The organism is Cylindrospermopsis sp. CR12, from assembly GCF_001432185.1.
Taxonomy (GTDB): domain Bacteria; phylum Cyanobacteriota; class Cyanobacteriia; order Cyanobacteriales; family Nostocaceae; genus Raphidiopsis; species Raphidiopsis raciborskii.
Genome location: NZ_LMVE01000042.1, coordinates 189205 through 201722, shown reverse-complemented (window position 1 = coordinate 201722; position 12518 = coordinate 189205). Strand labels below are relative to the sequence as shown.

Sequence of the window (12518 nt, the reverse complement as noted above, 5' to 3'; positions counted from 1 at the left end):
GTGTCAGTCCATTTCACTGCTTTGTTTAACCGTAGTTCTGACGCAGGTTCACTTTCGTTAGCCATATGAACTCCCTCTCCTCTGCTTTGATCGGACTTTCTTAGCGTTGGATTTGTGTACTTGCTTCCCCCCTCTATTGGGTCAGAATAAAGAGGTGTACACTGGAGTCACCATCTGACTTGATGGAGGGACTTTCACCCTCATGGATGGAGTTGAGACTGTCGCACTGAGTTCGTTGCCTCCCCAATCGGCCAAAGGCGCTAGTTGCTTGAAGTTCAAACCAACTCAAACTAACATAGCATAGTTTTTATAATTTTACGCCAACCCAAAAAAAATTTTTTAGTTTAGGCTGGAAATCGCTATTAAACAAGGTCTGACAATGATAACAACAAATTCCACTGCGGTTCTAACTTTAATTTTGGTAGCCCTGATGCTGATGACAGGTTCAGTTAGTGCTTTTTTGGGTTTTTCTATGGGAAGCTCTGCTCTCAAGGGGGTAACATCACCGGATGGTCGTCCCACATCTAAGTTAATTAGTAGTAAGAATAATGATTTGCAATCTGTCCCTATATCTTTCTTAAAAGAAGAGGATATAATTAATCAGGTGAAAAAACGAATAGAAAAAAACAAGACTAACAATAATCGAACAAGGAAGGTCGAAGAAGAGGAAGAAACCGTATCCACAAAAGATAAATCTCAACAAAAAGCACAAGAACTTCCAGAAGAACCCCCACAGCCAGGATTTCCCGTGGTGGCTGAAAGTGAGGGTGTAAACATGTCCGTACGGTCAGCTAGTTATTCCGGTGGTCAACTCATACTCAAGGTCAAAATGCACAATCAGTCTGATGAATCTGTGAGATTTTTATATAGTTTTCTAGATGTTACAGACGATAAAGGCAGAGTTTTGACTGCTACTACAGATGGTTTACCCGCCGAGCTACCAGGTAACGGGCCCATATTTACGGGTAAGATTAGCATCCCCACTGCTTTACTTAACGATGTGAGTAGTTTAACCTTGTCTCTAACAGACTACCCTGCTCAAAAACTTAAATTACAGCTGTCTGATATTCCTGTAGAAAAATAAGGAAAAATAAAAAATCAACACCGGATTTCATCTAAAATAGGGAGTTGGGAGCAGTCTAAAATTCTCATAAAAATTATTCTACACGAGCTTGAGAGGTGATCACTTTTCCCCAGTTAATTTGGACAGATATAGGATTAAAATTGTTGTCAATACTAATTTTGATAACAATTAACGCCTTTTTTGTAGCAGCAGAATTTGCTATGGTAACTGTGCGTCGAACCCGCATTCATCAACTGGTTCAGTCTGGTGATGCACCTGCGATCGCAGTGGAAATGTTACAACGTAGTATTGATAGGTTGCTATCTACCGCTCAATTAGGTATTACTCTTTCTAGCTTGGCTCTGGGTTGGATTGGAGAAAGTAGCATTGTTCCCCTCATAGAAGCATGGCTACAATCTCTTTCTTTACCGGGTAATTTGGGGAATCTAAGTAATGTGGTAGTGGCTCATTCCTTATCAATTCCCCTGACCTTTTTTCTGATTGCCTACTTGCAGATTGTTCTGGGAGAATTATTTCCCAAATCAGTTGCGATGATGTATTCGGAAAAATTTGCCCGTCTTTTAGGCCCTTCGGTTAAAGCTATAGTTCGGTTTTTTAGTCCGGTGATTTGGATTCTCAACCAATCTACCCGTCACTTACTAAAATTATTTGGTGTTGAGTACACAGGTCAAAGTTGGAGACCTCCGGTAACACCGGAAGAATTGCAATTAATTATTTCGACGGAGCGAGAATCAACTGGATTAGAATTAGCTGAAAGGGAACTTTTAAACAATGTGTTTGAATTTGGAGAAATCACCACCCAATCGGTGATGATCCCCCGCACAAATATTATCTCTCTATCAGTAGACGCTAGTTTTCAAAAACTTCTGGAGGAAATAACATCTAGTGGATATTCTCGTTATCCCGTGATTGGTGAATCTTTAGATGATATTCGTGGCATTATCTATTTTCAAGACCTAGCCACACCCTTGTCCCAGGGAAAAATGAACCCAGAGACAAAAATTTACCCCTGGATGCGTTCTCCTCGGTTTGTCCCAGAACAAACCCTGGTGAGCGAATTATTATCAATGATGCAACGGGAAAAATCAACCATGGTAATTGTAGTTGATGAGTTTGGTGCTACAGCAGGTATGATCACCATTGGGGATGTTATTGAGGAAATTATCGGTCATGCGGGCAATTCTTCCGCAAATGAGGGGGTAGCAATTCAAAGATTAGAAAGGCAAAGTTTTCTAGTACAAGCACAGACAAATTTGGAAGAACTCAATCGGTTCCTACAAATTGACTTACCGCTTGCACGAGAATATCAAACTCTAGGTGGGTTTTTACTGTATCAGTTACAGAGAATACCCAGTAAAGGAGAAATTTATGTCTATAATAATCTACAATTTACTGTGGTTTCCGTTAATGGTCCTAGGTTACACCAAATTGAAATCACCACCAAATCACCAAAAAGCACTGAACCTAGCCGATTATAAATACAAGCTACCAAGATACTTATCTACAACCATTTAGCTGCTTCTTTAGCATGATATGTTAGAATCATATCAGCACCTGCACGTTTAAATCCTGTTAGAGTTTCCATTACAACTCGCTGCTCATCTATCCAGCCATTTAAAGCAGCTGCTTTTACCATAGAATACTCTCCGGATACATTATAAGCTGCCACTGGTAAATTGCTAGCTTTTTTAACCTGCCAAATAATATCCATGTATGCCAAAGCAGGTTTTACCATCAGCATATCAGCACCTTCAATAATATCCAACTCTATTTCTTTGATAGCTTCCCGGGAATTAGCTGGATCCATTTGGTAAGTACGTCTGTCACCAAATTGTGGTGTGGAGTCTGCGGCATCTCTAAATGGACCATAATAGGCAGAAGCATACTTGGCAGCATAGGACATGATGGGAATATTTTCAAAACCTGCTTCATCTAAGCCAGCGCGAATAGCTTGGACAAAACCATCCATCATTCCAGAAGGAGCAATAATATCAGCACCAGCTTGAGCTTGAGAAATTGCAGTTTTTTTCAACAACTCTAAAGTGGGATCATTTAACACTCTTCCCGTTAAGTCTCCTGTTTGTAAGTAACCACAATGACCATGACTAGTGTACTCACACAAACAAGTATCCGTGACCACGATTAAATCTGGAATTGCCTGTTTAACTGCGGTTGTTGCCTTTTGCACAATGCCACAATCATGCCACGCACCAGTAGCATCTATATCTTTGTCTTCAGGTATACCAAATAAAATAATTGCTGGAATTCCTAAATCATAGACTTCCTTTGCTTCTTCCACAATTTTGTCTATGGAGAGTTGATAAACCCCTGGCATGGATTTTACCTCATTAGCGATACTTTCACCAGGAACAGCAAACAAAGGATAGATTAAATCGCTTGTAGTTAAGACAGTTTCACGCACCATCCGACGTAATTGAGGATGGGTACGTAAACGACGGGGACGATGGGTGGGAAACATAAAACCTAATTTGATCTTAGACAAGTGGACATACAACAAACAGTCACAAACACCATAATCGGGTCTGGGACTTTCAGCCAAAATGAAAACAGTGCTTAACTGTGTTTGCCTCACTGCTAATCAAGCTATGGGGCAATTTTATATTCTACAGCTGGATTGATACTTTCTCGGAAATAATTTACTAAAAATTAATGTTGACCTTTAAAAAACTCGAAAGATAAAAGGATAGCTAAAGGCCAGGTCTGGATTTGCCAGGACCTTGACAATGGCAAAAATTGTCAGCGCCCAGTGAATTAAATATCCCACACCCGCTAGAGGAAGTAATATTATTAGGGGTAGGACTAACCAACCCAACAGAAAAAACAAACCTGCTAAAATGGCCCCATAAAACCAAACGTTAAAATGGAAATTTATGGACTCCTTGGCATTGTCTTTAACAACTGGGTCATCGGAAATAATTAGTATGGCAACAGGTAAACCCACAGATATCACCGTAGTGCTAAAGAAAATGGCACCGTGGCACAGGGCGGAGAGTATTTTGCGTTTGTCTTGATCAAAGCCCGTATACATCTTAACTTTGTCCTTATCTCTTATGGTCACTCATACAGTTATTATTTCATACATTGAATAGATTTGACCATATCGACCATCCCCTTAATACCACAAAGTAAATCTAAGTGCTAAATTTGACTCAAAATAGGTCTTCTATCTGGGTTGCTGCTTCCACAGACCAGATACTAACACCAACTGCTGTTGCTCTTGGTAAGTTTGATGGTGTTCATCTTGGTCATCAACGAGTTATTGAACCGGTTCGAAATTCCCACACCCAAGACAATATAGACAATATAAAGTCCATTCACTCAACTGTTGTGACCTTTGATCCCCATCCTGAGGAATTTTTTAGCGGCCAACCCCGCTCCCTGTTAACACCACTGGTGGAAAAGATAGAATGTCTACAAGGACTAGGTATAGACCAATTGGTATTATTACCCTTTGATAGGGAATTATCCGCTCTTTCACCCCGGGATTTTGTGGAAAAAATCTTGGTGCAACAACTCCAATGTCGGAAAATTAGTGTGGGTGAAGACTTTTGTTTTGGTCAAAAACGTCTTGGCACTGCTAGGGATTTGCAAATTTTAGCTGGTTTGTATAATATACCTGTTAATATAGTTCCTATTCAAATGGATATGATTAATTTACCCGCAAATGATGACACAATAGATGGTCAGGAGAATCGTATTAGCACTTCCCTAATCCGAGAATCTTTATCTCTAGGTGATGTCCCCAGGGCTAACCGTCTATTGGGAAGACCTTATACTCTATCTGGTATAGTAGTCACCGGAAAAAAACTGGGTAGAACTATCGGTTTTCCCACAGCTAATCTGCAACTACCACAGGATAAATTTTTACCTCGTCAAGGAGTATATGCTGTTAGGGCTTTAATAGACACCAGTCCCCAGGTCATCCTTGGGGTGATGAATATTGGCAATCGCCCTACAGTTAATGGCTATTCTTTATCTGTAGAAGTACATTTGTTTGACTGGGAGGGGGACTTATATGGCAGACAATTAGTTCTGGAGCTAGTAGAATTCCTACGTCCTGAACAAAAGTTTCCCAATCTGGAGGCTCTTAAGCAGCAAATTGAACTAGACTGTGTCACTGCTAAGCATGTTTTTGCCGCTAGTTAGTCAAAAAGCCCATCGGAACTACCAGACGGGCTTTTTTTGATACAAGTGGCGGGAAGTGGATTTGAACCACTGACCTTCGGGTTATGAGCCCGACGAGCTACCAGGCTGCTCTATCCCGCGTTGCTTTTTTTCCTTACCCATCTAACATAACTCCAAATCTAGAATTTGTCAACTATAAAAATGATAATTCTCCAATTACCTCCAAACGTTTGTATTTGCTGAGGTTCATGAATTTATCTCCTAAACTTTGGGCCACGCTAGGACTAATCCATCCCATTTGTTGTAGGAGATGAATAGCTGCTGCGTACTTAGCTCGTTTGCTCCCATCAGCCACTTTAATGGTTAATCCCATTCCTTCCCCTAGTCTGCTAATACACTGCACTCCCTCAGCTCCAGACTTACTAATTAGTTCTCCGGGAGCCAATCGCATTATTTCCGTATCAAATTCTCCTTCTCCAGCTACCATCACTGGATGGTGATTCATCGCTCGCACAATCCTTTCCATATCTAGATTATTGCTAGACCCCAAAAGAGCATATAAGAAAGCCATTTGACCCAGTTGCATGAGATATGTCGGTGCACCACAGTCATCTCGAACACCTATAAATTCTGCCGCTGGCATTCTTAGTAGTTCCGCTACTTTGCTTAGAATCAACTGTTGGACAGGATGTTTTTTGTCTAAATAATTGTTTAAAGGCCAGTGCCTTTGCTGACAAACGGCTAACATACCCGCATGTTTACCAGAACAATTATATTCCAGTGGACTGCGCTTACCGGAAGGAATGGGGCATTGTAACATGGTTGTTTCTAGATCAACCCGCCAGATAATATTAAATACTTGTCTGACTTGTTCAATGCTACCTTGGTGAGAACTAGTGATAATCGCTAGATCGCGATCGCTCAAACCATAGCGTTCTATGGTGCCCGTGCTGGTCACGGCTAGAGCTTGAAATGGTTTCAATGCGGAACGGGCAAATGTGGCTGTTTCAGCGTTACCAGCTACAGATAAAACCCTTCCTCTGTCATCACTAACTGCAGCTTGCACTACGTGTCGAGATTCGATAATACCTTCTCGCAGTAGTCTAACTTCCAGATCTTTGGCCTGTGTTCTTTTTCCCATTGTCATGGGTCTATTTTGTAATTGGTCTTGTGGTGGTCATGATAACAAAATATCATATCACTAATTTCCAGTGGATTGGGGAATATAAAGGTAGGATAGTATTGATTAAATGACAAGGATCCCTATGTCCAAAACACAGTCTAAAAGTCAGCTCGTTAAGGGCACCAGTCAAAATCCTCTTGACCTCAAACCGGAGGTAGCTATCTCCATCCTCGGACTTTTTTCCGCTGCTAATGAGCAAGAAGGTATTATTTACACTAAAGACTATCCCATACCTGACCTGTTTGATGGGTTACAAATTTTTGATGAATACACTGAAGAAGAATTTAATGCTTTATCATCTACAGTGGATTCCTATATTGATGAAAACAAGAACCGACTTGAGGATCTCATCCCCAGTGCTATTTCATCTCTGTTAAAATTAGAGGATGAAGGTATTTATTGTGAAATCGCATACGTCCTGGCCCTACTCATCATGGATATTGATGAAGAATTATCTGAAGCTGACCAAGACTATCTACTTGCACTACAGGAAGCATTAAAGATTCCTGATGATCGTGCTGAAGAGTTAATAGATGAGATTTTTGATGAAGAATATGAAGATGAGGAGGAAGATGAAGACTAATAGAAGTTATGAAAAATTAGATAACTTTAAATAATTGCAACAAGTTTAATCGCACTTACCTGCTCATGAATAGTATTTAGTTTCATGGGCTTTTACGCTCCAATAGAATTCTAATCATATTGAGAACAATCCGTGGGGATTTGGATGACAAATTCTGTTCCCATTCCCGGTTGGGATAGACAATCAATTTTTCCCCGATGTTGATTGACTATAATTTGATAACTAATAGATAATCCTAAACCAGTACCTTCACCCACGGGTTTGGTCGTGAAAAAGGGCTCAAAAATTCGGTTTTTCATTTCGGTAGTCATCCCCTTGCCATTATCTTTAACACAAATTCTCACCCAATCACGACTAATCACTGATGTGGAGATGATTATTTTTCCCGTAAAAATCTCCTTTGCTGCTGCTGATAAAGTTAGTCGGTGTTCATATACAGCATCAATTGCATTACCAATTATATTCATAAATACTTGATTTAACTGAGAAGCATAACAAGTAATTAACGGCAGATCGCTATAGTTTTTGACAATAAGATTTTTGGCAGATCCTAACTTTTCCTTAAATTGAGGTTGTAAGAGGATTAAGGTACTGTCAATACTCTGGTGAATATCTAAAGGTTTAATTTCTGATTCATCGACACGAGAAAAATTACGTAAACTCACAACTAAATCTCGAATTCTTTCCGCACCTACGGACATAGAATTTAATACCTTTGGTAAATCAGCTACTAAAAAATCAACATTTATAGACTTAATTTTTTCTACAATTATCTGGTGGGGAGTGGGATATTCTTGTTGATAGATATTGAGTAAATCTAGTAGGTATTGAATGTAGTCAATGGCGTGATCAACATTAGCATATATAAAATTGACAGGATTGTTGATTTCATGAGCGATACTAGCTACCATTTGCCCTAAACTGGACATTTTTTCCGTGTGAATCAACTGCATTTGGGTAGATTTTAACTCCTGTAAAGTTTTTTCCAGATGGAGATTATTATCATTTAACTCCTTAGTTCTAATGGCGACTTTTTCTTCCAACCTTTCATATAGTTCAGCATTCTCTAAAGAAATAGCTGCTTGGGAAGATAGTAGTTTTAAAACTTTCAGTCTGTCGGGAGTAAATGCACCTGTAGTCAAGCGATTTTCCAGATAAATTATACCCATAAGTTGTCCATGCTTTAATATAGGATTACACAGTATAGACTTGGGCTGATATTTGATAATATAAGGATCTATAGCAAATTTTTTATCTATACTATTACTATCAATAAGTATCTCATTTTGAGTGTTGTTGACATAATTGATTATATTGATTGGGATATCCTGACTATCCTTAATTGGTATAAGTTCCCAACCGGTATTTTGATTTTCTTGTACTACAGTAAACAAGTTGGAGTCTTTTTTAAGAATTAACGTGGCTTTTTTTGCTCCTGTATTTTCAATAATTACATTCAATAGAGTACCCAGCAATTTATCTATTTTTATTTCTGATGAAATGGCTAAGGATGCTTTTGTAACTGTTTCCAAATCTAGAATAGCTGATACATTTTTGTTGCTATCCATAATTTTAGTCATAAAATTCGTTTCTTCTGCAATTATTGTTCTGGGTTTGAGGACAGGAGCAAGTAATTCAGGATAAGATATTTCCAGATCGATTACTTTTGATTTAGCTCCCCAATTCACATAACAATAATAAGCATCAATTAAGTAAGTTTGAGCAATTTTGTTCCTACCACAACTAAGATAGAATCTAGCAGCCAACTCATTTGCCAGAGCTTCTTCCTGAATGTATCTATTTTTTCTAGCACCCATAATAGCCTGGTCATAAAGTTCACCTGCTTGCCAATAATTGCTGAGAACTCTTGCCATTTCTGCTGCTATTAGATCATACTTATGTTGATAATTTTCTGGACATTGACTGGCCCATATTGCCATAGATTCTTGATTGACTTTAACCGTTCCTAGATATTTTTCTAAATTTTCTTGATTTGCATGTGATTTTTGGGAGCATTCACCCAACAGAACCAAAGAATAATAAAAATTATATTGGCTACAACCAATCTGAGTGAAGACGTAGTTCAAATGTTCAGTCATTTGAAGAACAGCTTCTAAAGATTTTTGATGGTTATGGAATAGGTAGAAAAATATAGTTTTAGCCAAGTAGAATGTGAATATTAGAGTAGAAGCTTTGGATTGGATTAAGATTGATAACAATTCAGTATTATCAAATGAATTATGAAAAGAACCAGAACTGGGATCATAATTTAACAACTCTAAAACTAATTGCTTCCAAATTAAATGTACTAGAACTGCGCCCTGTTGTTTAAATCTATACATTAAATTTATATGGGTTTCCAATTCCTGTAAAAGAAAGGTTAAATTTTCACCAATTAAAAATTTATTTTGATTATAGATAGCAGATGCGTAACCGACATGCTCTAAATCGCCAGTTTCCATGCCATAATTCATGCATTCTGATAAACTAGTTATGGTTTGTTGTAAGTGATTTTTCCAGAAATTAATGTTTGAGTTACAAGTTAAGAGAACCACACATTTAACTTCCTGAGCATTAAACCTGTTGGCTAAATTCAATGCCAATTGACCATAATGGTATCCATTGTCAATATTGCCAGCAACTCTACATAATAACAGACCATAATGGGCATAACCAGAAGCAGAAGTTGAACAATTACCATATTGTAATGATAAATGGATCATCGTAAAAACTATTCTGTCAAATAGTTTTAGGTCAAAACAATAAGTAGCGGTGGTAATATTTCCTAGTATTCGCATGGCTGCTATTTTATCAGGTGCAGTCATGACAGGTAAATTAATTAGTTCATCCACATAGTTTTGATTCTGATTCTTGAGAATTTTAGGTGATTCTTCTACCAATTGAATTCCCAACATATTGATAATATGTATACCTGTTTCAATTGCCAATTTTATTTGGACTTTTGCCATATATATTTGAATTTGTATCTCATATACAGGTACTTGATCAAGGAGGGTAACTGCCTTTTGTTGGACCAATTCAATATAGATTTCTGCCCGGTCAAAATTGATGTTGAGAAATTCTACTTCTACTGCTTCTAAGTACAAGTTTAAAGTTAGATAATAATGAGTTTCCCAGCTATTTGCTGGTAAAATTTCTAAGGCAAATCTTAAGTAATTAATAGCAGCTTCGTACGCTGTTGATAGTTTGGCTTTATGACCTGCTATTAAGTTCAGTTCAGCCAATTGATATTTTTCTACTTCCCTTGCTGTGTCAATTATTGTTCTGGCCACATTTAATTGATTAGCTATAATAAATATTTTTTCTTCTAGTTCCTTTTTATCTCTATTTTTAGAGTATTCATAAATTAATTGACCAAGGTGCCAATGGGTTGATTCTTTCTCGTTATCTGGAATTAATAAATAGGCTGCTTGCTGTACTCGATCATGGAAGAATTTGTATTTTTTGATGTAATCATTTTGATAGGTTTCAGGATATAATAAATTGTGTTTTTCGTCTTGAGGAATAATCAGTTCTGCGGTCAAAGCATTCTGCAAGTTGGATGCTATTTCCAGCTGGGACTTCTCACAAGTAATGGCTAGGGTTAATAAATCAAACTCATTACCAATGCAAGCAGCGATCTTTAGCACTTCCTGTGTAGCAACGGGTAATTTGTGGATTTGTGTTGCTAATAATTGGAGAATATCATTACCATATAAAGCCTGAGCCTTATAAATGTCACATTGCCAACAACCCAACTGAAAGTCAAAACGGAGTAACCCATCTTCATACATAGATTTAATTAACTGATTGCTGAAAAATGGGTTGCCCTGTGCTTGATTGAATACAAATTCAGTTAAAGATAAGGACAGGGTTTCTTCACAGGCTAAATTGCCTGAGATTAGCAGATTTAATTGGTTTTTATCTAGAGGTTGTAAATCAATTTCATTAATGGCAATTTTGGGTTCAACTTTTCGTAAATTCTCTAGGGTAACTGTGAGAGGATGTCCACTATAAACCTCATGGTCGCGATAAGCACCGATCAGTAATAAATATTTGGTATCTGGTTCTTTAATTAAGAATTGGATTAATTTTAAAGAAGTGGGATCGGCCCATTGCAAATCATCTAAAAAAATCACTAAGGGATGTTCTTCATTAGCAAATATTTGGATAAATTTAGCAAATAATACGTTGAACCTGTTCTGAGCAGCATTACTGGTCAAATTGGGCGCTGCTGGTTGTGAACCAATAATCTTTTCTAACTCAGGAATTACATCTATAATAACTTGTGCTTGTTCTCCTAGAGTTAATAAAATCTTGTTTTTCCATGCTACTAATTCTTCTGGACTTTGGGTTAAAACTTGTTGTAATAAATTCCCCAAGGCTTTTAATAATGCTGAAACGGGAATATTGTTTTTATTATTTTGTAGTTGCTCATATTTACCAGCTGTAAAATAACCTTTTTGTTCTAGAATTGGTTGGTTAATTTCATAGATAATAGCAGTTTTACCAATACCTGAAGAACCTAGCACTAACATTAATTCTTTACTGCCTTGCCTGACTCTTGCAAACGCATCTAATAATATGGCAATCTCCTTATCTCTACCATAAACTTTGTCACAAATTATAAATCTATCTGCTATATCTCTACTTCCTAATTGCCAAGACTTAATCTGACCATGATTTAATAATACTTCTTGAAATCTTTCTAGATCGTACCTGATTCCCCTAGCTGTTTGATATCTATTTTCTGGGCTTTTTGACATTAATTTGATAGTTATTTCCGCTAACAAATCGGGAATTTCTGGGTTAATCTCCTGGGGAAGTGGTGGCATTTTCGCTAGGTGAGAATGTACTAACTTGAGAGGATTTTTACTGATAAAAGGTAATCTTCCTGTGAGTAGTTCATAAAAGGTCACCCCCAGAGAATAAAAATCACTGCGATAATCTATACCGCAATTCATTCTCCCTGTTTGTTCTGGTGACATGTAGGAAAGTGTTCCTTCTAATGGGTTGAACTTTTTGATTTCCTCTATTTCTTGGGGTAGCACACAGGAAATACTGAAATCTGTCAACTTAATTTGATGAGTTTCTGGATTAATAATAATGTTTTTTGGTTTAATATCTTTATGGATAATTTTGTAATTATACAAATACTCCAGTGCTTTCACCACTGCAATGGCAATTTTTAAAAACATATTTAGTGCCAGTGGTTGAGATTGGGCATAGTTGTAAACTGATATACCACCTATATCCTCACCAATTAGGGCGTAACTATTACCATAAGGTTCTAAAGTATAGGATTTAATAATATGGGGATGGTCAATTTTTTGAGTAATGGCAAATTGATTTTTTAAGGCTATCAATTCATTTAATGGGGGATATTGGGCGTTAGCAGTTTTTATAATTACCGATCTTTTAGTTGTTTCTTGTTCACCTCGATATACACTGGTTCTGCTGCTAACGTGAATTACCTCAAGTATTTTATAGCCTGGAAGTTGGATATGACTCTTTTCCATTGG

General features: G+C 37.5%; 8 protein-coding genes and 1 tRNA gene. 4 read left to right on the top strand and 5 right to left on the bottom strand.

Annotated features, from left to right (window positions below; genetic code table 11):
* Positions 1–382 precede the first annotated feature (382 nt).
* Together ASL19_RS05440 and ASL19_RS05435 are read left to right on the top strand one after the other, a co-directional pair.
* A complete protein-coding gene (locus tag ASL19_RS05440; protein WP_115539175.1) occupies positions 383–1084 on the top strand; it encodes a DUF3157 family protein in 702 nt (233 codons plus the stop codon).
* 95 nt (positions 1085–1179) lie between these two features.
* The gene (locus tag ASL19_RS05435) at positions 1180–2562 is read left to right on the top strand and encodes a hemolysin family protein (protein ID WP_057177544.1); all 1383 of its coding nucleotides are present in this window, start codon (positions 1180–1182) and stop codon (positions 2560–2562) included.
* Positions 2563–2585: 23 nt separating this feature from the next.
* On the opposite strand, the gene hemB is transcribed toward ASL19_RS05435, so the two are convergent.
* Both hemB and ASL19_RS05425 read right to left on the bottom strand, forming a co-directional pair.
* Positions 2586–3563, bottom strand: a complete 978-nt coding sequence (hemB, locus tag ASL19_RS05430; RefSeq protein WP_057177600.1) for a porphobilinogen synthase — start codon at positions 3561–3563, stop codon at positions 2586–2588.
* A gap of 201 nt (positions 3564–3764) precedes the next feature.
* On the bottom strand, positions 3765–4133 hold the full coding sequence (locus ASL19_RS05425; protein ID WP_006275923.1) for a DUF4870 domain-containing protein: 369 nt from the start codon (positions 4131–4133) through the stop codon (positions 3765–3767).
* Between the two features lie 107 nt (positions 4134–4240).
* Here ASL19_RS05425 and ASL19_RS05420 point away from each other — a divergent pair, with 107 nt between their 5' ends.
* The gene (locus ASL19_RS05420) at positions 4241–5251 is read left to right on the top strand and encodes a bifunctional riboflavin kinase/FAD synthetase (RefSeq protein ID WP_006275924.1); all 1011 of its coding nucleotides are present in this window, start codon (positions 4241–4243) and stop codon (positions 5249–5251) included.
* Between the two features lie 46 nt (positions 5252–5297).
* Here the strand turns inward: ASL19_RS05420 and ASL19_RS05415 are convergent.
* Both ASL19_RS05415 and ASL19_RS05410 read right to left on the bottom strand, forming a co-directional pair.
* Positions 5298–5371 (bottom strand) — tRNA-Met (locus ASL19_RS05415).
* Between the two features lie 52 nt (positions 5372–5423).
* The gene (locus ASL19_RS05410; RefSeq protein ID WP_006275925.1) at positions 5424–6377 is read right to left on the bottom strand and encodes an asparaginase; all 954 of its coding nucleotides are present in this window, start codon (positions 6375–6377) and stop codon (positions 5424–5426) included.
* A gap of 118 nt (positions 6378–6495) precedes the next feature.
* On the opposite strand from ASL19_RS05410, the gene ASL19_RS05405 reads away from it, so the two are divergent.
* Positions 6496–6996, top strand: a complete 501-nt coding sequence (locus ASL19_RS05405) for a hypothetical protein (protein WP_006275926.1) — start codon at positions 6496–6498, stop codon at positions 6994–6996.
* Between the two features lie 110 nt (positions 6997–7106).
* On the opposite strand, the gene ASL19_RS05400 is transcribed toward ASL19_RS05405, so the two are convergent.
* Positions 7107–12515, bottom strand: a complete 5409-nt coding sequence (locus ASL19_RS05400; RefSeq protein ID WP_057177599.1) for an ATP-binding sensor histidine kinase — start codon at positions 12513–12515, stop codon at positions 7107–7109.
* Positions 12516–12518: the final 3 nt, after the last annotated feature.

Excerpts from the sequence above, each read along its gene's own strand:
- hemB (WP_057177600.1), bottom strand. The coding sequence starts at position 3,563 with ATGTTTCCCACCCATCGTCCCCGTCGTTTACGTACCCATCCTCAATTA.
- ASL19_RS05425 (WP_006275923.1), bottom strand. The coding sequence starts at position 4,133 with ATGTATACGGGCTTTGATCAAGACAAACGCAAAATACTCTCCGCCCTG.
- ASL19_RS05410 (WP_006275925.1), bottom strand. The coding sequence starts at position 6,377 with ATGACAATGGGAAAAAGAACACAGGCCAAAGATCTGGAAGTTAGACTA.
- ASL19_RS05405 (WP_006275926.1), top strand. The coding sequence starts at position 6,496 with ATGTCCAAAACACAGTCTAAAAGTCAGCTCGTTAAGGGCACCAGTCAA.
- ASL19_RS05400 (WP_057177599.1), bottom strand. The coding sequence starts at position 12,515 with ATGGAAAAGAGTCATATCCAACTTCCAGGCTATAAAATACTTGAGGTA.